The following is a 20,618-nucleotide window of genomic DNA, read 5'->3' as shown; positions in this document are numbered from 1 at the left end:
TACGAACATGTCCTCCGGAGAGATCCAGTGGGTGTACGCCTTCGCTGACCGGCCCAAGGACCGGTTTGGGCAGGCCCATGCCTTCTGGGCGGCGGTCACCGGAACGCGGCTCTCCGCGTTCCGGGGTGAGGACGACCAGTTCGTGACGCTGCTTCCGGACGGCGCCGACGCCATTCTGAAGGCACAGGCGGTCGAAGGGTCCGGCGGCGCGCATCTCGACTTCGCCGTGGACGATGTCGCCGCCAAGGCGAGCGAGGCCCGCGCGCTCGGGGCCACCCCGGTCTTCGCGGAGGAGGGCCTTGAGGTCCTGCGCTCGCCGGGCGGGCAGCTGTTCTGCGTGGTGACGTGGGAGGGTGAGAAGGTCCGCCCCGAGCCGCTCGTCGCGCCGGACGGGACGACGAGCCGCCTCGACCAGGTGTGCCTCGATGTGCCGCCGGCGGAGTTCGAGGCGGAGAAGGCGTTCTGGCCCGCCTTCACGGGGTGGGCCGCGCGGCCGGGCTCGCGGCCGGAGTTCCACCTCGTCGAGCCGACCCCGCGGCTGCCGTTCCGGATCCTGCTGCAGCGCCTCGACGACGGGCCTGCCGGGGCGCACCTGGACTTCTCCTGCTCCGACCTCGACGCGGACCGCGTCCGGCATGAGGCGCGGGGCGCCGAGACCGTGTGGCGCGGGCCGCACTGGATCGTGATGAGGGACCCTGCGGGTGGCACGTACTGCCTGACGATCCGGGATCCCGAGACCGGAAGTCTGTCTTCCGCCCGTTAGCCACCTGCGGGCCCGATGGGGGCCGGTCGCGCCCACGCGGCCCAGCCGCACATGTCTCAGCCCCCCGCGTCCTTACGCGGCGCTGTCGGTCGGTCACCGTTCCAAGAGCATCCTCTGCAGCTCCCGCGCAGCCCTCGGCGGAGCCACATCGCTTCGGTGCGCAAGAGCAATCGTGCGGTGCAGCGTCGGCCGGGCGAGGGGAGTCACGCGAAGGCCGCGACCGGCGCGTTCCGCCACCATGCGCGGCACGACCGCGACCCCGAGCCCCGCCTGAACGAAGCCGAGCACCGCGTCCATCTCGCCGCCCTCGACCGCGAACTCCGGCTCGAACCCCTCGGCCCGGCAGGCGGCGACCGTCAGCTCCCGCAGGTCGTAGCCGTGCCGGAACATCACGAGGCGCTCCCGCTGGAGATCGGCGACCCGCACGGTCCTGCCGGCGAACTTGGGCGCGTCCGGCGACGACACCACGACCAGGTCCTCGCGGAGCAGCTCCACGGTGGTCAGGGCGGGCGACGGGCTGGGCAGCGGGAGCACGACCACGGCCAGGTCCAGGGCGCCGCGTGCCAGTTCCCGTACGAGATCGTGGGATCCGCCCTCCTCCAGGAGCAGCTGGATGCCGGGATGCCGGTCGTGGAAGGCGCGAAGCACCTCGGGCAGCAGGCCGGTACAGACGCTGGGCGTCGCCCCCAGGCGGATCCGGCCGCGGCGCAGCTGGGCCAGCTCCTGGACCTCGATGCGGGCCGTGTCGGCGTCGGCGAGGATCCGGCGGGCCAGCGGCAGCAGCGCCTCGCCCGCGTCGGTCAGCGCGATATTGCCCCGGGCCCTGCTGAACAGCTCGGCGCCCAGCTCCTTCTCCAGTGCGCGGACCTGTTGGGAGAGCGAGGGCTGCGACACGTGCACCTGCTCGGCGGCCCGCGTGAAGTGCCGGGTCTCGGCCACCGCGACGAAGTAAAGGAGCTGCTGGAACTGCATACATGGCAGGGTACGGCCGATGATAGCCATTCGCTATCGATATGAGCCGATCCATCTCTTGGACCGATCGGGACCTTCGGCCTTAGCGTCGGTCCCATGGCTCTGGCAACGCGGACGGACCGAAAACGGTCGTCGATGACGCGCACGATCTGGGACTCGTCCGTCGGCAAGAAGACAGTGATGGCAGTGAGCGGCCTGATCATGCTGCTCTATCTGATCGCCCACATGATCGGAAACCTGAAGATCTTCTTCGGGCCGGAGGAGCTGAACCACTACGCCCACTGGCTGCGCACGGTCGGCGAGCCGTTCATGCACTACGAGTGGACGCTCTGGCTGATCCGCGTCGTGCTCGTCGTCGCCGTGATCGCGCACGCCGTCTCCGCCTACCAGCTGAGCCGCCGCGACATCAAGGCACGCCCCACCAAGTACGCGAACAAGAAGGCGGGCAAGAGCTTCGCCACGCGCACGATGCGCTGGGGCGGGATCATTCTCGGCCTGTTCATCGTCTGGCACATCCTCGACCTGACGACCGGCACCGTGCACCCGGGCGGATACGAGCACCTGCACCCGTACCAGAACATCATCGACACGTTCTCCACGTGGTACGGCAACGTCATCTACATCGTCGCCGTCGTCGCCCTCGGCTTCCACGTCCGCCACGGGCTCTGGAGCGCCGCGCAGACGCTCGGCGCGGGCAAGGCGACGCGCGACCGTGCACTCAAGATCATCGCCAATGGCCTCGCGCTGGTCCTGACGGCGGGCTTCGTCGTCGTCCCCGTGGCCGTCATGACCGGAGTGGTGAGCTAGCAGATGAATTCCTCCCCTGAATACTCCTCACGCGATCGCTCCTCCCGCGAGTACGCCGATTACGCGACCGGGGAGCCGGTCGTCGACACCAAGGCCCCCGCGGGCCCCGTCGCCGAACGCTGGGACACCCGCCGCTTCGAGGCCAAGCTGGTCAACCCGGCCAACCGCCGCAAGCACACCGTGATCGTCGTCGGCACCGGCCTCGCGGGCGGCTCCGCCGGCGCCACGCTCGCCGAACAGGGCTACCACGTCGTGCAGTTCTGCTACCAGGACTCACCGCGCCGCGCCCACTCCATCGCGGCGCAGGGCGGCATCAACGCCGCGAAGAACTACCGCAACGACGGCGACTCCGTCCACCGGCTCTTCTACGACACCGTCAAGGGCGGCGACTTCCGGGCCCGCGAGTCCAACGTCCACCGCCTCGCGCAGATCTCGGTGGAGATCATCGACCAGTGCGTCGCGCAGGGCGTGCCGTTCGCGCGCGAGTACGGCGGGCTCCTCGACACCCGCTCCTTCGGCGGCGTACAGGTCTCCCGGACGTTCTACGCGCGCGGCCAGACGGGGCAGCAGCTCCTCCTCGGCGCGTACCAGGCCCTCTCGCGGCAGATCGCGGCGGGCAACGTGGAGATGCATCCGCGCACGGAGATGCTGGACGTCGTCGTCGTGGACGGACGTGCCCGCGGCATCGTCGCCCGCGACCTGATCACCGGCAAGATCGAGACGTACTTCGCCGACGCGGTGGTCCTGGCCTCCGGCGGCTACGGCAACGTCTTCTACCTCTCGACGAACGCCATGAACTCCAACGCCACGGCCATCTGGCGGGCCCACCGGCGCGGCGCCTACTTCGCCAACCCCTGCTTCACGCAGATCCACCCGACGTGCATTCCGCGCACCGGCGACCACCAGTCGAAGCTGACGCTGATGAGTGAGTCGCTGCGCAACGACGGCCGGATCTGGGTCCCCAAGGCCCACGGCGACGACCGCCCGGCGAACGAGATCCCCGAGGACGAGCGCGACTACTACCTGGAGCGCATCTACCCCGCCTTCGGCAACCTCGTGCCGCGCGACATCGCCTCGCGCGCGGCCAAGAACGTGTGCGACGAGGGCAGGGGAGTGGGCCCCGGCGGGCAAGGCGTCTACCTCGACTTCGCCGACGCCATCGCGCGCATGGGCCGCAAGGCGGTCGAGGCCAAGTACGGCAACCTCTTCGACATGTACGCGCGGATCACCGACGAGGACCCGTACAAGACCCCGATGCGCATCTACCCCGCCGTGCACTACACGATGGGCGGACTCTGGGTCGACTACGACCTGCAGACCACCGTCCCCGGCCTGTTCGCGGTCGGCGAGGCCAACTTCTCCGACCACGGCGCCAACCGGCTCGGCGCGTCCGCCCTGATGCAGGGCCTGGCCGACGGCTACTTCGTGCTGCCGTCCACCATCAACGACTACCTCGCGCGCAATCCGCACCACGACGAGATCTCCGACGACCACCCCGTCGTACGGGAGGTGCTCGACGAGACCGCGGACCGCGTCACCCGGCTCCTCGCCGTCGACGGCGACCGCACCCCCGACTCCTTCCACCGCGAACTCGGCGAGCTGATGTGGGAGTTCTGCGGCATGGCCCGTACGGAGACGGGTCTGCGCAAGGCGCTCGAGCGCATCCCGCAGATCCGCGAGGAGTTCTGGCGCCGCCTCAAGGTCCCCGGCAGCGGCGAGGAGTTCAACCAGTCCCTGGAGAAGGCGAACCGCATCGTCGACTATCTGGAGCTGGCCGAGCTGATGTGCCTCGACGCCCTGCACCGCGCCGAGTCCTGCGGCGGCCACTTCCGCGAGGAGTCGCAGACGCCGGACGGCGAGGCGGCGCGCGTGGACGAGGAGTTCTCGTACGCCGCCGCCTGGGAGTTCACGGCCACGGGTGAAGCTCCCACCCTTCACAAGGAAGACCTCGTCTTCGAGTACGTCCACCCCACTCAGCGGAGCTACGCATGAAGCTCACCCTGCGCGTCTGGCGCCAGCAGAACGCCGACGCCGACGGCGCCATGTCCACTTACGAAGTGGACGGCATCTCGTCCGACATGTCCTTCCTGGAGATGCTGGACACCCTCAACGAAGAACTCATCGTCAAGGGCGACGACCCCGTCGCCTTCGACCACGACTGCCGCGAGGGCATCTGCGGCGCGTGCTCGCTCGTCATCAACGGCGACGCGCACGGGCCCGAGCGCACCACCACCTGTCAGCTGCACATGCGGTCCTTCAAGGACGGCGACACGATCGACGTCGAGCCGTGGCGCGCCGCCGCCTTCCCGGTCGTCAAGGACCTGGTCGTGGACCGCTCGTCCTTCGACCGGATCATCCAGTCCGGCGGCTACATCAGTGCCCCCACCGGAGCGGCCCCCGAGGCACACGCGGCGCCCGTGCCGAAGCCGGACGCGGACTTCGCCTTCGAGCACGCGGAGTGCATCGGCTGCGGGGCGTGCGTCGCCGCCTGCCCCAACGGCTCGGCGATGCTGTTCACCTCGGCGAAGGTCAACCACCTGGGTGTCCTGCCGCAGGGTGCTCCCGAGCGCGAGACGCGTGTGCTCGACATGGTGGCGCAGATGGATGAGGAAGGCTTCGGCGGCTGCACGCTCACCGGCGAGTGCGCCACCGCTTGCCCGAAGGGCATTCCGTTGCCGTCCATCTCCGCGATGAACAAGGAGTGGCTGCGGGCGACCCGGAAGGTCAGCCGCTAGCTGAACCACATGAGGCCGTACGGGGTCTGACGTTCCGTCAGGGGACTGCGGTACCTTCGCCGCATGCATCCGGGAGCGTACGACCCCGCCAGGCCGGCCGTCGTCACCGCCGACGGCACAAGAACCCTCACCTACGGACAACTCGAAGAACGCTCCCTGCGGCTCGCGGATCATCTGCGGGCCGCGGGCTTGCGTCAGGGCGACCACCTCGCCCTGCTCTGCGACAACGACCCGCGGGCCCTTGAGGTCTACTGGGCGGCGCTGCGCTCGGGCCTCTATCTCACCGCCGTCAACCACCACCTCACGACGGACGAGGCCGCGTACATCGTCCGCGACTGCGGGGCGAAGGTGCTGGTCATCTCCGGTTCGCTCACCGAAATGGGCGCGGCTGTCATGGAGTTGGCCGGCGGTGCACTGATCCGGCTCGGGCTCGACGACGGATCGTACGAGAAGGCCCTGGAGTCCGCGTCCGCCGAGCCACCCGCCCACCAGCCGCGCGGCACCGACATGCTCTACTCCTCCGGCACCACGGGCCGCCCCAAGGGCATCAAGCCCGCGCTGCCCGAGGGTGACGTGCGCGAGGAGCCGAGCGCCTACGTGCTGATCTTCCAGGCGATGTACGGCTTCGGCGAGGACACCGTCTACCTCTCGCCCGCTCCGATCTACCACGCGGCGCCCCTGCGCTTCTGCGGGGTCGTCACGGCGCTGGGCGGCACCGTCGTCCTCATGGACACCTTCGACGCGGAAGGCGCCCTCGCGGCCGTGGAGCGCCATCGGGTCACGCACAGCCAGTGGGTGCCGACCATGTTCGTACGGATGCTGAAGCTGCCCGCCGAAGTGCGGGAGCGCTACGACCTGTCCTCCATGAGGACGGCCATTCATGCCGCCGCGCCCTGCGCCGTCGAGGTCAAGCGGCGGATGCTGGAGTGGTGGGGTCCCGTCCTGTACGAGTACTACTCGTCGACGGAGGGCAACGGCATCACGTTCATCTCGCCCGAGGAATGGCTGCGCAAGCCCGGCTCCGTGGGCAAGGACGGGTTTCTCGGTGAGCTGCGGATCTGCGACGAGGCGGGCGAGCCGCTGCCGAGCGGTGAGACCGGCATCGTCTACTTCGAGCGTGAGGAACTGTCCTTCCGCTACCACAACGACGACATCCGCACCCGCGAGGCCCAGCACCCCGCGCATCCGAACTGGACCACCACGGGCGACATCGGGCACATGGACGAGGACGGCTATCTCTTCCTCACCGACCGCAGGGCATTCATGATCATCTCGGGTGGCGTGAACGTGTACCCGCAGGAGGCCGAGGACTGCCTCGTGCTGCATCCGGCGGTCGCGGACGTCGCCGTGATCGGAGTGCCGGACGCGGAGATGGGGGAGTCGGTCAAGGCGGTGGTGCAGCCGGCCGACGGGGTGGCCGCGGGGCCCGATCTCGAGCGGGAGCTGATCGCCTTCGTGCGGGAGCGTATCGCCCACTACAAGGCGCCGCGCTCCGTGGACTTCGCGGATTCGCTGCCCCGGACGCCCACCGGGAAGCTCGTCAAGTCGTCGCTCCGGAAGGCGTACTGGGACTGATCGGGCGTGTCAGTCGATGGTGGCGCTCGCCAGAACCGTCTCGCGGAAGGACGCCACCACCGGCCGCAGATCGATGGCGTGCCAGGCCGCCCACAGGTGAACGGACGCCTTGTGCCAGGGCAGTTCGCGTACGGCGACGCCGTCCGTCGTGCCGCGCACCATGCTCTTCTGGATGAGCGCGAGGCCGAGACCGGAGGCCACGAGGCCGAGCGCGGTGAGCGGCTCGGCGGCGTCCAGGCGGATGTCAGGGGTGAAACCGGACGCCACGCACGAGGCGAGGAAGGTGTCGCGCCAGGCGGGATCCTGGGAGTTCTCGACCGCGATCCACGCCTGGCCGTCCAGGTCGCCGGGCGCCAAGTCCGCCTGTGCGGCCAGCGGGTGGGCCGCTGGTAGCGCGAGAAGCAGCGGGTCTTCGAGGAGGGGTGCTGCCAGGAGGTCCGGATCGTCCTGTGTCGGCGGCTCCTGGACGAGGGCGATGTCGAGGCTGCGCTGCCGCAGGCCCTCGAACTGCTCCGCCGTGGAGAGGCTGTAGAGGGCGACATGGATGCCGGGGCGCTCCTCCTGCAGGGTGCGCAGCGCGCCGGGCAGGACGCCGGTGTGTATGGCGTCGCCCACGTACCCGATGCACAGACCGCCCTCCTCGCCGCGGCCGAGCCTGCGCCCCAGGTTCTCCAGGCGGTCCGCGTGCCGCAGCAGGGCGCGGGCCTCGCTCAGGAAGACCCGGCCGTCCGACGTGAGGCGGATGCGCTGCTGGCTGCGCTCGAACAGGACGAGCCCGAGCTGCTTCTCCAGCTGGGCGATCTGGCGGCTGAGCGGTGACTGGGAGATGTGCAGCGCCTCGGCCGCACGGCCGACGTGTTCGGTCTCGGCGACGGCCACGAAATAGCGGAGTTGTCGCAGGTCAAGCATGTAAGACCTCGGAGGACTCAAGTGTGTCCAAGCGAGTCTTGGACAGTCTCAAGCATCGATCCTAACCTCGAAATCGCAAGGCCGACGGATCACCCGATCCCCCCCCCGGAACCGCCGGATCCGCCGGGAATCCACCACCGCGAGGACCTCCCCATGAGCATCACGTCCCTCCTCCCCGGAGCGCTCGGCTTCGGCACCGCCCCGCTCGGCAACATGTTCCGCGCCATCCCCGACGAGGAGGCCGCGGCCACCGTCGAGGCCGCCTGGGACCAGGGCATCCGCTACTTCGACACCGCCCCCTTCTACGGCGCGGGCCTCTCCGAGATCCGGCTCGGCGACGTCCTCGCGGGACACCCCCGCGACGACTACGTCCTGAGCACGAAGGTCGGCCGCGTCATCCTGGACGAGGTCGAGGACCCGGCCGCCCGTGACCTCGGCGAGAAGGGCGGCCTCTTCGAGCACGGCCGCCCGAACAAGATGGTCAACGACTACACGGCCGACGCCACCCTCCGCTCCATCGAGGACAGCCTGAAGCGGCTGCGGACGGACCGGCTCGACGTCGTGTGGGTGCATGATGTCGCGCAGGACTTCTACGGCGACGAATGGCTGGCCGCCTATGAGACAGCCCGCACGGGCGCTTTCCGCACCCTGGACCGGCTGCGCGACGAAGGCGTCATCAAGGGCTGGGGCCTGGGCGTCAACCGTGTGGAGCCGCTCGAACTCACCCTCGACCTGGACGAGCCGAAGCCCGACGCCTTCCTCCTCGCGGGCCGCTACACCCTGCTCGACCACGACCGCGCCCTCCAGCGCCTGCTGCCCGCCGCCGAGGCCCAGGGCGTGGACATCGTCGTGGGCGGGCCCTACAGCTCCGGCATCCTCGCGGGCGGCTCGCACTTCGAGTACCAGAAGGCGCCCGCGGAGATCATCGCCAGGGTCGAGCGCATCAAGGCGCTCGCCGAGCGGCACGGGGTCGGCATCAAGGCCGCCGCCCTGCAGTTCTCCCTCGCCCACCCCGCGACGGTGGCGGCGATCCCCGGAGCCACCAAGCCCAGCCGCATCGCCGAGGACGTCGCAGCCCTTGGCGAGACGGTCCCGGCCGCGTTCTGGGCGGACCTGCGCGCGGAGAAGCTGATCGCCGCGGACGCGCCGGTACCCACCGCCTGACCGTCAACTGCCCACTCCCGTAAACCCGTCCGCCCCTCCCGTACGTCCCTCCCTCCCTCCCGTACGTCCCTCAAGGAGAAACCGTGGCTTCCACCTCCGCGTCCATCGAGATCCCCGTACCGGCCGACCGCGTCTGGCAGCTCATCGGCGGCTTCGACTCGCTGCCCGACTGGCTTCCGTTCATCCCCGCCAGCGAATCCAGCGAGGGTGGCCGCGTGCGCAGCCTGACGAGCGAGGACGGCGGCGTCATCGTCGAGCGCCTCCTGACGTTCGACGACAAGGCGCGCACCTACAGCTACTCGATCCTGAAGGCCCCCTTCCCCGCCACCGACTACGTGGCCACCCTCACGGTGCACGAGGTTCCCGGAGAGTCCGGACAGGACGCGTCCCGCGTGGAGTGGTCCGGCGTCTTCACGCCGGTGGGTGTCGGCGACGACGAGGTCGTCGCCCTGTTCCACGGCATCTTCAGCGACGGACTCGCCGCCCTGAAGCAGACACTCGCCGCCTGAGGAGCCGGGGCCCCGCGCCTTTGCCGCCCCGGGGCCCGCGGCGCCCGCCGTCAGACCCGGGCCGTGCACGTGACCTCGACAAGGAGTTCACGTCGTCCAGCGATGCGCCGAGCAGCATGGCCGACCCACGTAAGGCCGCCGAACCCTCCGGAGTGATCTACTGGGCTCCGGGGGACAAGGCGGGGCCCACGCGAGCACGGGGCCCATCCAGTCGCACCGACAGCAGGAGGTACGCAGCATGCTCGTCGATCTCTCCGGCGAGACCGCCCTCGTCACCGGATCGACCCAGGGAATCGGGGCGGCCATCGCGGTCGGCCTGGCGAAGGCCGGTGCCCGGGTGGCCGTCAACGGACGGTCCGCGGCCTCCGTCGACAAGGCCGTCGACCGGCTGAAGGGGGAGCACGGCGCCGCCGAGTTCTTCCCGGCCCCCGGTGACATCTCCACCGACGAGGGGTCGGCCCAGGTCTTCTCGGCCGTCCCCCACGCGGACATCCTCATCAACAACCTCGGCATCTTCGGCGCGGAGCCGGCCCTCGACATCAGCGACGACGAATGGCGCCGCTACTTCGAGGTCAACGTACTGACCGCCGTCCGCATGATCCGGCACTACCTGCCCGGGATGAAGGACCGCTCGTGGGGGCGGATCCAGAACATCGCCAGCGATTCGGCGTTCGTCGTGCCCGCCGAGATGATCCACTACGGCACATCCAAGACCGCGCTCCTCGCGGTCTCCCGAGGCTTCGCGAAGGAGGCCGCCGGGTCGGGCGTGACCGTCAACTCCTTGGTCGCGGGCCCCACTCACACCGGCGGTGTGGAGGACTTCGTGTACGAGCTCGTCGACCCCGCGCTGCCCTGGGACGAGGCGCAGCGCGAGTTCATGGTCAAGCACCGCCCACAGTCCCTGATCCAGCGGCTCATCGAGCCGGAGGAGATCGCGCACATGGTCGTCTACCTCAGCTCCCCGCTGGCCTCCGCCACGACCGGCGGCGCGATTCGGGTCGACGGCGGCTACGTGGACTCGATCGCCCCGTAGCATCACATGGTCATGACCTCCGCCACCGCGCACCGCACCGGTCTCCTGCTCGGCGTCGACATCGGGACGTCCTCCTCCAAGGGCGTCCTCGTCCGCCCCGACGGCACGCTCGTCGCCCGGGCACAGCGCGAGCACACCACGTCCACGCCGCGCCCCGGCTGGTTCGAGCACGACGCGGACGACGTGTGGTGGGCCGACTTCCGTTCCCTGTCGCGGGAGTTGCTGGCCGGGCTGCCCGTGGGCGAGTCGCTCGCCGCGGTCGGCGTCAGCGGTATCGGCCCCTGCCTGCTCCCCGTCGACGAGAAGGGCACGCCGGTCCGCCCGGCCATCCTGTACGGCGTCGACACCCGGGCGGGGGCCGAGATCGCCGAGCAGAACGAGCGCTACGGCCCCGATGACGTCATCCGCCGCTGCGGCTCGCCCCTGACCAGCCAGGCGATCGGCCCGAAACTGGCGTGGCTGCGCCGCCACGAGCCGACGGCCTACGAGGCCACCCGCCGCTGGTACATGGCGAGCTCGTACCTCGTGCACCGCCTCACCGGCCGGTACGTCCTCGACCACCACTCGGCGAGTCAGTGCACTCCGCTGTACGACCTGGCCGCCCGGGCCTGGATGGACGAGCGCTGCCAGGAGATCGCGCCGGGCCTGCGGTGGCCCGAGCTCGTCTGGCCCTCCGACGTCGTCGGCGCCGTGACCCCCGAGGCCGAGGCCCTCACCGGCCTTCCCGCGGGCACCCCCGTGGTCGCGGGCACGGTCGACGCCTGGGCGGAGGCGGCCGGTGTCGGCGTCGCCGCTCCCGGCGACCTCATGCTCATGTACGGCACGACGATGTTCCTGGTCGGCATCGAGCCTCGGCCGCTGACCAGCCCGCATCTGTGGGGCACGGCGGGCGCGTTCCCCGGCACGTACTGCCTGGCGGCCGGGATGGCGACGTCCGGCGCGGTCACCGGCTGGCTGCGCGACCTCACCGGTAGCTCGTACGAGCAACTGACCGCGGAGGCAGCCGCGTTGCCGCCCGGCGCCGAGGGCCTGCTGATGCTGCCGTACTTCGCGGGGGAGCGCACCCCGCTCTTCGACCCCGACGCGCGGGGACTCGTGCACGGCCTGACGTTGCGGCACGGCCGGGGGCATCTCTATCGGGCCGCCCTGGAGGCCACCGCGTACGGCGTCCGGCACAATCTCGCCGCCATGGCAGAGGCGGGCGCCACCGCCGAACGCCTTGTCGCGGTCGGCGGTGGCGCCCGTGCCCTGTGGACCCGGATCGTCTCCGACGTGACCGGGCGCGAGCAGCACCTGCCGCGCCACACCATCGGCGCCGCGTACGGCGACGCGTTCCTCGCGGCGGTCGGCGCCGGGCTAGCCGAGCCAAGCGACATCGCGCACTGGAACCCGACGGTCGAGGTGGTCGCTCCGGAGGCGTCCGCCTCGACCGTCTATGACCAGCTCTACGGGCTCTACCTGGACCTGTATCCGGCGACCCGCGAGGCCGCGCACCTTCTGGCGCGGCTCAACTAGCGGGATTTACCTAATTGTTGGTGGTCACGTGGACGTAGTCGACGACGAGCTGCTGCGGGAAGCTCGTGTTGCCGTCCGGGTCACCGGGCCAGTAGCCGCCGACCGCGAGGTTGAGGATCAGGAAGAACGGCTTGTCGAAGACCCACTTGTTGCCGCCCAGGTCGGCAGGGGTGCGGGTCTGGTAGACGTTGCCGTCCACGGACCAGGTGACCTTGTTCGGTGACCAGTCCACCGCGAAGGTGTGGAACTTGTCCGAGAACGCCTCGCCGCCGGGCAGGGTGTAGCCCGCGCCGATGCCGCCCGAGCCCGAGTAGCCGGGGCCGTGCAGCGTGCCGTGGACGGTGCCCGGTTCGAAGCCGACGTTCTCCATCACGTCGAGCTCACCGCTGCCTGGCCACCCGACACTGCCGATGTCGGCGCCGAGCATCCAGAACGCGGGCCACATGCCCTGTCCCTTCGGCACCTTCATCCGGGCCTCGACATGGCCGTACGTCTGCGTGAACTTGCCCGAGGTGTTGAGCCGGGAAGAGGTGTACTCGCACTTGCCGTACCAGCACTGGTAGTTCTCGGGGTTCTCCTTGCGGGCGGTGATGACCAGGTTGCCCTGGCCGTCGAGGGCGGCGTTCTTGTTGCCCGAGGTGTAGTACTGCCGCTCGTGGTTGTTGACGTTGTCGCCGGTCTCTGTCTGCCACTTGCTGCCGTCGACCGCGGACCCGGCGGGGCCGTTGAAGTCGTCGGTGAAGGTGGCGGCCGCGGCTGAACCGGCCGGAGAGGTGGAGGGGGCCGCCGACGCTCCGGCGGGGAGTCCGGCCAGGGCCGAGGCACAGCAGGCCAGGGCGACCGTGGAGAGCGTCGCACGGCGGCGCCAAGAGGTGTGCACTGTCATCACATCGCTTCACGTGGGGGTGGCGAGAGAGTGGGGGGTGCGAGATTGGTGGGGGGTGGGGAGGTGTACGCATACCAAGTCAAGACATGCGCATGACAACACGGCATCGAGAACTGAACGCGGCGGGCGATCAACCCCGAGGCTTTGTTCAGTACTTGATTTAAGGCAGCCTCCGGTGCGCCGTCAAGGAGTTGGTGCGGACCAATCTCACCGACCCTTGGCCGTCGCCCGCGCCAGATACGGCGCCGTCCGGCTCCCCTCGGCCCCCGCCACCGCATCGGGCGGCCCCGCGGCGACCACACGACCGCCCTCGTCACCGCCGCCGGGGCCCAGGTCGATCACCCAGTCCGCGCCCGCCACCACGGCCATGTCGTGCTCGACGACCACCACCGAGTGGCCCGCGTCGACCAGGCCGTGCAGTTGTCGCATCAGGACCTCGACGTCGGCCGGGTGGAGTCCGGTCGTCGGCTCGTCCAGGAGGTAGAGCGTGTGACCGCGCCGCACACGCTGCAACTCGCTCGCCAGCTTGATGCGCTGGGCCTCGCCGCCCGAGAGCTCCGTCGCGGGCTGCCCCAGGCGCAGATAGCCGAGACCCACGTCAAGGAGGGTCCGCAGGCTGCGCGCGACGGCCGGGGTGTCCGCGAAGAACTCCGCGGCCGACTCCACCGTCAGGTCGAGCACCTCCGCGATGTTGCGCCCCTGGTAGGTCACTTCGAGCGTCTCGGGGTTGTAGCGCGCACCCCCGCAGTCGGGGCACGGCGCGTACGTACTGGGCAGGAAGAGCAGTTCCACGCTCACGAACCCCTCGCCCTGACAGGTCTCGCACCGCCCGCCCGCGACGTTGAACGAGAAGCGCCCGACGCCGTAACCCCGTGTCCGTGCAGCTTCCGTGGCCGCGAAGACCTTGCGGACGACATCGAAGAGGCCCGTGTAGGTGGCCAGGTTGGAGCGGGGCGTGCGGCCGATCGGCTTCTGGTCGACGCACACCAGACGCCCCACGCCGTCAAGGTCCTCGGTGACCTCGCCGATGAGCGTGGACTTGCCGGAACCGGAGACGCCGGTGACGGCGGTGAAGGCGCCGAGCGGGAACTCGGCCGTCACGTCACGCAGGTTGTGCCGGCTCACGGGGCCGACCTTCAGCCAGCCGCGCGGGGTACGCGTCTGGCGTACCGGAGCGGACTCACGAGCGAAGAGGAAGCGGGCCGTCGCGGACTCCGTGACGCTCTCCAGATCGGCCACCGGGCCACTGTGCAGGACCTGGCCGCCGTGCTCGCCCGCGTCCGGGCCCACGTCGACGAGCCAGTCCGCGTGGCGCATGACATCGAGATGGTGCTCCACGACGAAGACCGAGTTGCCCGCGGCCTTGAGTCGGTCGAGGACGGTGAGCAGGGACTCCGTGTCCGCCGGGTGCAGACCGGCCGACGGCTCGTCGAGGACGTACACGACTCCGAAGAGTCCCGAGCGCAACTGGGTCGCCAGGCGCAGCCGTTGGAGCTCGCCCGTGGAGAGGCTGGGTGTGGCGCGGTCAGGGCTCAGATAGCCGAGGCCGAGCTCGGTGATCGTGGCGATGCGGGCAAGGAGATCGTCGGTCAGGACACGCGCCGACTCGGAACCCGAGCTGCTCTCGAGGGACTTGGCCAGCTCCGACAAGGGCAGGGCGGCCAGGTCGGCGATCGTGCGGCCCGCGAACGTGACCGCCATCGCCTCAGGGCGGAGCCTGCTCCCGCCGCACGCCGGACAGTCGGCGCTCGCCAGGAACCGCTCGGCCTTGGCGCGCAGCGTCTGGCTCTTGGAGTCCGAGAACGTCTTCATCACATAGCGCCGGGCGCTCATGTACGTGCCCTGGTACGGGCGGTGGATGCGGCCCGCGTCCCGCACCGGGTGCACCGTCACCACCGGCTGCTCGTCCGTGAACAGGATCCAGTTCCGGTCCGCCCGGGGCAGCTCGCGCCAGGGAAGGTCGACGTCGTGCCCCAGCGCGTCGAGGACGTCACGGAGGTTCTTGCCCTGCCAGGCTCCCGGCCAGGCCGCGATCGCGCCCTCCCGGATGGAGAGGGACGGATCGGGGACCAGGAGCTCCTCGCTCGTGCGGTGCACGCGGCCGAGCCCGTGGCACTCCGGACAGGCCCCGGCCGCCGTGTTCGGCGAGAAGGCGTCCGAGTCGAGCCGCTCGGCGCCTTCGGGGTAGGTGCCGGCGCGGGAGAACAGCATGCGCAGTGAGTTCGAGAGGTTGGTGACCGTGCCCACCGACGAGCGGGACGTCGGCGCGGAGCGGCGCTGCTGGAGCGAGACCGCGGGAGGCAGGCCGGTGATCTCACCGACCTTCGGCGCGCCCACCTGGTGGATGAGCCGCCTGGCGTAGGGGGCGACGGACTCGAAGTAGCGCCGCTGGGCCTCCGCGTAGATCGTCCCGAAGGCGAGCGACGACTTCCCCGAGCCGGAGACACCGGTGAACACCGCAAGGACGTCACGCGGGACGTCCACGTCGACGTTCCGCAGATTGTGCTCGCGGGCACCCCGGACACGGACGAACGGATCGTGGGGGCTGTGCATGGGGACTCCGTACGCGGCTCGGGGGCAAACTCCACGATTCTAGGTCGCGGCCAGACCCGCGACCCGGGAGAGGCGCCGGAAGGAGTCGAGAAGCCCTGCGCGATCGTACGTACTGGTCGTGACCAGGACTTCTTGCGCCCCGCTCTCCTTGATCAGCGCCTCGAGCTCGTCGGCCACCTGCTCCTCCGTGCCGTGGATGTGGCCGAGGAGTCCGGATTCGTAGAAGCCGCGCTCCTTCTCGGTCATCGTCATCTCCGGAGACTCGACGCGCTCGGCCGGGGGCAGCGGCGGGAACGTGCCGTGGGTGCGCGAGTACGCCATCGACCAGGCCTCCGGTATCAGCAGGCGGCGGGCCTCCTCGGGCGTCCCGGCGACGGCGATGGTGCCCGAGACGACGACGTACGGCTCGCTGGACCACTGCGAAGGCCGGAACGACGAGCGGTACTCCTCGATGCCGCGGAGCATCTTCTCGCGGCTCCTGATGTCGCCGATGACCATGGGGAGCCCGGCCCGTGCCGCGATCGTGGCGCCCTCGCCCATGGCCAGGACGAACGGCGGGACCGTCAGGCCCTCGGTGGGGCGAGCGTGCGCTCCGGTGTCCGATGTGCCGCGGAACCAGCCAAGGAGCTCGGTGAGCTGCGCCGCGAAGTCCTCCGCGTCGTGCTTGTCCCGGCCGAGCGCCTTGCGCACCCCGTCGGTGAAGCCCACCGAGCGGCCGAGCCCCATGTCGATGCGTCCTGGGTAGAGCGCTTCGAGAACACCGAACTGCTCGGCGACGACGAGGGGTTGATGGTTCGGCAGCATCACGCCGCCCGTGCCGACCCGGATGGTGCGCGTCGCGGCGGCGACGGCCGCGGCGAGGACGGTCGGCGCGGAGCCCGCGACACCCGGCACCGCGTGGTGCTCCGACACCCAGAAGCGGTGATAACCGAGCTCTTCGAGCTCCTGGGCCAGGCGCACCGTGTCGCGCAGGGCCTCGGGGCCGTCGTGCCCCTCGCGGGTGCGGGAACGGTCGAGTACGGAGAAACGGGTTGCTTCCACGCGACACCTCTTCTCCGGCTGATCTCCTCCGCGATTCCGCGGCACTGCGGCCTCAATTTTCCGTCAGGTCCGCGGGGCGGGCAAAGTGATTTTGATCTCCGCGATCTTGATCCAGCGAGGTTCACGCCGGACGCAGCCACAGCGTGGCCAGTGGGGGGAGCGTCACGTGCAGGCGGGCCGGAAAGGCTCCGGTGGCCTCGGGGTCCGGTCGCAGCGGGTCGGGGTTGCGCACGTCGCCGCCGCCGTAGTGGGCCGCGTCGGTATTGAGCGTCTCTCTCCAGGCGCCGACTGTCTCGGGCACCCCGAGCGGATACTTGTGGCGTACCACCGGGGAGAAGTTGCTCACGGCCAGGAGCGGCGTCCCGTCGGCCGCGTAGCGCAGGAACGCCACCACATTGTCCTGGGCCGCGTCCGCCTCGACCCAGGCGAATCCGGCCGGGACCGTGTCCTGTTCCCACAGTGCGGGGGTGGCCCGGTACTGGTGGTTGAGGTCGCCCACAAGACGCCGCACGCCGATGTGGTCGGATCGCGCCGGACAGGACGCGTCCAGAAGCCCCCAGTCCAAGCCGTGTTCCTGCGACCACTCGGCGCCCTGGGCGAACTCCTGGCCCATGAAGAGGAGTTGTTTGCCGGGGTGGGCCCACATGTAGGCCAGGTAGGCGCGGTGGTCGGCGCGCCGCTGCCACCAGTCACCCGGCATCTTGGACACCAGGGCACCTTTGCCGTGCACGACTTCGTCGTGCGAGATCGGCAGGAGGTAGTTCTCGCTGTACGCGTAGACCATCGCGAAGGTCAACTCATCGTGGTGGTACTGCCGGTGCACGGGCTCGTGCTGGATGTACTCCAGGGAGTCGTGCATCCAGCCCATGTTCCATTTCAGGCCGAAGCCCAGGCCACCGAAGCCGCCGGGTCCCGCGTGGTGAGTGGCGCGTGTGACGCCGTCCCATGCCGTCGACTCCTCGGCGATGGTGACCACGCCGGGGCAGCGGCGGTAGACCGTCGCGTTCATCTCCTGCAGGAACGACACCGCGTCCAGGTTCTCCCGGCCGCCGTGTTCGTTGGGCGCCCACTGCCCCTCCTCGCGTGAGTAGTCGAGGTAGAGCATCGAGGCGACGGCGTCGACGCGCAGGCCGTCGATGTGGAACTCCTCGCACCAGTAAATGGCGTTTGCTACAAGGAAGTTGCGCACCTCCTTGCGGCCGTAGTCGAACTCCAGAGTGCCCCAGTCGGGGTGCTCGGCACGCCGGGGGTCCCGCGGCTCGTACAGCGGCTCCCCGTCGAATGCCGCGAGCGCCCAGTCGTCCTTGGGGAAGTGCGCCGCGACCCAGTCCACGATCACGCCGATGCCCGCCTGGTGCAGCGCGTCGACGAGGAACTTGAAGTCGTCGGGCGTGCCGAGGCGGGCTGTCGGTGCGTAGAACCCGGTGGCCTGATAGCCCCACGACCCACCGAAGGGATGCTCGGCCACCGGCAGGAACTCCACGTGCGTGAACCCGGCATCGGCCACGTAGTCCGTGAGCTGCTCGGCGAGCTGCCGGTAGGAGAGTCCGATCCGCCAGGACGGCAGATGGACCTCGTACACCGAGAAGGGGGCCTGGCACACGGGGCGATCCGCCCGGCGTGCCATCCATACCGCGTCCGCCCACACGTGGGCCGACCGCGTGACCACCGATGCGGTCGCGGGCGGTACCTCCGTGCGGCGGGCCATCGGATCCGCGCGCACGGTATGGGTGCCGTCGGGGCGAGTGATGTCGAACTTGTAGAGGTCCCCCTCGCCGACACCGGGGACGAAGAGCTCCCATACGCCGGTCGAGCCGAGAGAGCGCATGGGATAGGCGGATCCGTCCCAACCGCAGAATTCCCCGCACACCCGCACTCCCCTGGCGTTGGGCGCCCACACGGTGAATCGGGTACCCGCGACACCCTGGTGCGTCATCGGGTGTGCTCCCAGCGCCTTCCACAGCTCCTCGTGCCGCCCCTCACCGATCAGGTGCAGATCGAGTTCGCCCAGCGCGGGCGTGAAGCGATAAGGGTCCTGGAGCTCGATGTCCCGGCCGTCGTACGTCACCCGCAGCGCGTACTTGGGGATCGACGCGATCGGCAGCACACCCGAGAAGAAGCCGTCTCCCTCGTCGTGCAGGCTCGTGGCCCGCCCACCGACGACGAGCTTCGCGGCCTGGGCGTACGGGCGCAGGATCGTGAAGGCCACTCCACCGGGGAGTGGATGCGCGCCGAGCACCGCGTGCGGGTCGTGGTGCGTGCCCGAGAGGAGGCGCCCGCGGCTCTCCGCGTCGAGCCGCGGCGCGGGAGGGCGTGATCGGGTGACGGCTGCCGTGGACATCAGTGGCCCTTCGCGAGACGGGCGATCGCCGCCATGGGCACGGGCAGCCAGTCAGGACGGTGCCTGGCCTCGTACAACGCTTCGTACACCGCCCGGTCCGTCTCGTAGGCACGTAGGAGCGCGCCCTGCTGCCGCGGGTCCCACGCCGACTCGGCGGCGTAGCCCGCGCAGTAGGCATCCCGGCAACGCTGCGCCCACTCGGGCCGCCAAGGGCGCCTGGCATGGGCCGCGTAGTCGAAGGAGCGGAGCATGCCCGCGATGTCGCGTACGGGGGCCTGGGCGCGTCTGCGTTCGGCGATCGGGCGGGCCGGCTCGCCCTCGAAGTCGATGACGAACCACCGCTGCCCGGCCCGCAGGACCTGGCCCAGGTGCAGATCCCCATGGATCCGCTGGTCCGGCCTGCCCAGGACGCGTGCACCGACGACGTCGTACGCGGCCTTCAGACGGGCCACGTAAGGGACGAGCCCGGGAACCTGACGGGCGGTGGTGTCCAGGCGCGCGATCATCGCCGCGGCGAGCCGACCACCGCCATGCCGGTCGGGGAGGCCGGGCGCCAAGGCGTGGGCAAGGGCCAGATGCACTTCTGCGGTCGCGCGCCCCAGCTCGTACGACTCATCGGTGAAGTCCGCGCCCGACGCGATGGATTGGAGAGCGAGAGTCCAGCCGTCGGTCGCCTCGCGCAGGAAGGGCTGGAGTACCCCGAGTGTCGTCCTGCGGGGCTCGGCGGTCCAGAACCAGGCCACGGGAGCGGGTACGCGGGAGCAGCCCTCGCGGGCAAGGGCCCAGGGAACCTCTAGGTCCGGGTTGATGCCGTACTGGATGCGGCGGAAGATCTTCAGGATGAAGGAATCGCCGTACACCAGTGAGGTGTTGGACTGCTCTCCGTCCAGAATGCGGGGCGTGAGCCCGGCGGGTATCGCGGTCTGTGCGTCGCGTTCGAAGCGCAACGGGCCTGCCGCGCCCGGGGTGCGGAGGCGTTCGAGGAGCAACATGGCCGACCGGGGGTCGTGGAGGGCGTCGTACACGGTGAGTCCCTCGAAGGGGCCCGCACCGGCTCGGCCGATGACGGCGTGGTGGAGGTGCGGCGGCAGGTCCTCGCTCACGCCGATGAGCAGTTGGTAGCAGCCGTCGCTCGATCCGGCGTGCCGGGAACGGACCAGCAGGTGCAGGCAGCCCGGGTGCAACTCGGTCATCGACACCACGCGCAGTTCCGTGATGGGAAGGCCCTTGCCCGCGAACCACCGCTGCTTGGGCAGCCACTTCTCGAGCACCCCGGCCAGCGATGTGAGCAGCAGCGGAGGACTGAGGGGGTTGCCGCGCGACTGGGTGGCGGTCTTCAACATGCGGCACGTCCCTTCACAGGTACACGGCGGGGTCCGCCGGGCGACGCGGGGCCAGGTCCTTGTGCAGTCGGAACCAGTAGAAGCCGTGTCCGGCCAGGGTCAGGAGGTAGGGCAGTTCGCCGATGGCCGGGAAGCGCACTCCGCCGATCAGTTCGACGGGGTGGCGGCCGTTGAAGGTCTGGAGGTCGAGTTCGGTGGGCTGGGCGAAGCGGGAGAAGTTGTGGACGCACAGGACGAGGTCGTCTTTGTACTCGCGCAGGAATGCGATGACGGCTGGGTTGGAGGAGGGGAGTTCGGTGTAGGAGCCGAGGCCGAAGGCGGGGTTCTGTTTGCGGATTTCGATCATCCTGCGGGTCCAGTGCAGGAGGGAGGAGGGGGATGACATGGAGGCTTCGACGTTGGTGACCTGGTAGCCGTAGACGGGGTCCATGATCGTGGGGAGGTAGAGGCGTCCGGGGTCGCAGGAGGAGAA

General features: G+C 70.0%; 17 protein-coding genes. 9 read left to right on the top strand and 8 right to left on the bottom strand.

Translation table 11 applies throughout. The annotated features are described in order from the left end of the window. Window positions 1-7: 7 nt before the first annotated feature. Window positions 8-763 (top strand): VOC family protein, encoded by a 756-nt coding sequence (locus ACZ5CR_RS23520; protein WP_468860373.1) that lies wholly within the window; start codon window positions 8-10, stop codon window positions 761-763. Window positions 764-856: 93 nt separating this feature from the next. Here the strand turns inward: ACZ5CR_RS23520 and ACZ5CR_RS23515 are convergent, their stop codons facing one another. Next, window positions 857-1,735: a LysR family transcriptional regulator gene (locus ACZ5CR_RS23515; protein ID WP_468860372.1), complete on the bottom strand. Its 879-nt coding sequence runs from the start codon at window positions 1,733-1,735 to the stop codon at window positions 857-859. A 135-nt stretch (window positions 1,736-1,870) separates the two neighbouring features. Here ACZ5CR_RS23515 and ACZ5CR_RS23510 point away from each other — a divergent pair, with 135 nt between their 5' ends. The 4 genes from ACZ5CR_RS23510 (at window position 1,871) to ACZ5CR_RS23495 (ending at window position 6,852) form a co-directional block, all read left to right on the top strand. Beyond that, window positions 1,871-2,542 (top strand): succinate dehydrogenase, encoded by a 672-nt coding sequence (locus ACZ5CR_RS23510; protein ID WP_468860740.1) that lies wholly within the window; start codon window positions 1,871-1,873, stop codon window positions 2,540-2,542. A gap of 3 nt (window positions 2,543-2,545) precedes the next feature. Next, a complete protein-coding gene (locus ACZ5CR_RS23505; protein WP_468860370.1) occupies window positions 2,546-4,534 on the top strand; it encodes a fumarate reductase/succinate dehydrogenase flavoprotein subunit in 1,989 nt (662 codons plus the stop codon). After that, entirely contained in the window at window positions 4,531-5,277 is a 747-nt protein-coding gene (locus tag ACZ5CR_RS23500; RefSeq protein WP_363207235.1) for a succinate dehydrogenase/fumarate reductase iron-sulfur subunit, read from the top strand. Before ACZ5CR_RS23505 ends, ACZ5CR_RS23500 begins: the two co-directional genes overlap by 4 nt. Window positions 5,278-5,340: 63 nt before the next feature. Continuing rightward, window positions 5,341-6,852 carry an acyl-CoA synthetase gene (locus ACZ5CR_RS23495; RefSeq protein WP_468860368.1) on the top strand — a complete coding sequence of 504 codons (1,512 nt, stop codon included), beginning with the start codon at window positions 5,341-5,343 and terminating at the stop codon, window positions 6,850-6,852. Between the two features lie 9 nt (window positions 6,853-6,861). On the opposite strand, the gene ACZ5CR_RS23490 is transcribed toward ACZ5CR_RS23495, so the two are convergent. Next, complete coding sequence (locus ACZ5CR_RS23490; RefSeq protein ID WP_468860366.1) at window positions 6,862-7,761, bottom strand: LysR substrate-binding domain-containing protein; 900 nt, start codon at window positions 7,759-7,761, stop codon at window positions 6,862-6,864. Window positions 7,762-7,914: 153 nt separating this feature from the next. Between ACZ5CR_RS23490 and ACZ5CR_RS23485 the strand changes: the two genes are divergently transcribed. From ACZ5CR_RS23485 to ACZ5CR_RS23470, 4 genes are all read left to right on the top strand, one after another. Continuing rightward, window positions 7,915-8,925: an aldo/keto reductase gene (locus ACZ5CR_RS23485; protein WP_468860364.1), complete on the top strand. Its 1,011-nt coding sequence runs from the start codon at window positions 7,915-7,917 to the stop codon at window positions 8,923-8,925. 83 nt (window positions 8,926-9,008) lie between these two features. Next, a complete protein-coding gene (locus tag ACZ5CR_RS23480) occupies window positions 9,009-9,434 on the top strand; it encodes an SRPBCC family protein (RefSeq protein WP_468860363.1) in 426 nt (141 codons plus the stop codon). Window positions 9,435-9,672: 238 nt separating this feature from the next. Then, window positions 9,673-10,467 carry an SDR family NAD(P)-dependent oxidoreductase gene (locus ACZ5CR_RS23475; RefSeq protein ID WP_468860361.1) on the top strand — a complete coding sequence of 265 codons (795 nt, stop codon included), beginning with the start codon at window positions 9,673-9,675 and terminating at the stop codon, window positions 10,465-10,467. Window positions 10,468-10,479: 12 nt separating this feature from the next. Beyond that, the gene (locus ACZ5CR_RS23470) at window positions 10,480-11,982 is read left to right on the top strand and encodes an FGGY-family carbohydrate kinase (protein WP_468860359.1); all 1,503 of its coding nucleotides are present in this window, start codon (window positions 10,480-10,482) and stop codon (window positions 11,980-11,982) included. Window positions 11,983-11,992: 10 nt separating this feature from the next. On the opposite strand, the gene ACZ5CR_RS23465 is transcribed toward ACZ5CR_RS23470, so the two are convergent. The 6 genes from ACZ5CR_RS23465 to ACZ5CR_RS23440 form a co-directional block, all read right to left on the bottom strand. Continuing rightward, window positions 11,993-12,868 (bottom strand): glycoside hydrolase family 16 protein, encoded by an 876-nt coding sequence (locus ACZ5CR_RS23465; RefSeq protein WP_468860357.1) that lies wholly within the window; start codon window positions 12,866-12,868, stop codon window positions 11,993-11,995. Window positions 12,869-13,075: 207 nt separating this feature from the next. Next, complete coding sequence (locus ACZ5CR_RS23460; RefSeq protein WP_468860355.1) at window positions 13,076-15,421, bottom strand: ATP-binding cassette domain-containing protein; 2,346 nt, start codon at window positions 15,419-15,421, stop codon at window positions 13,076-13,078. 39 nt (window positions 15,422-15,460) lie between these two features. Further along, window positions 15,461-16,462: an LLM class flavin-dependent oxidoreductase gene (locus ACZ5CR_RS23455; RefSeq protein ID WP_468860353.1), complete on the bottom strand. Its 1,002-nt coding sequence runs from the start codon at window positions 16,460-16,462 to the stop codon at window positions 15,461-15,463. Between the two features lie 121 nt (window positions 16,463-16,583). After that, window positions 16,584-18,803, bottom strand: coding sequence for a 1,4-alpha-glucan branching enzyme (gene glgB, locus ACZ5CR_RS23450; protein ID WP_468860351.1), 2,220 nt, complete (start codon window positions 18,801-18,803; stop codon window positions 16,584-16,586). Continuing rightward, entirely contained in the window at window positions 18,803-20,146 is a 1,344-nt protein-coding gene (locus tag ACZ5CR_RS23445; RefSeq protein ID WP_468860349.1) for a maltokinase N-terminal cap-like domain-containing protein, read from the bottom strand. Before ACZ5CR_RS23445 ends, glgB begins: the two co-directional genes overlap by 1 nt. Window positions 20,147-20,159: 13 nt before the next feature. After that, window positions 20,160-20,618, bottom strand: a 459-nt coding sequence (locus tag ACZ5CR_RS23440) for an alpha-glucosidase C-terminal domain-containing protein (RefSeq protein WP_468860347.1), incomplete at its 5' end; no start/stop codon positions are given.

The organism is Streptomyces sp. NPDC031274 (assembly GCF_055570235.1).
Note: the sequence above shows the minus strand (reverse complement) of the source record. Positions and strands in the feature narration are given on the sequence as shown.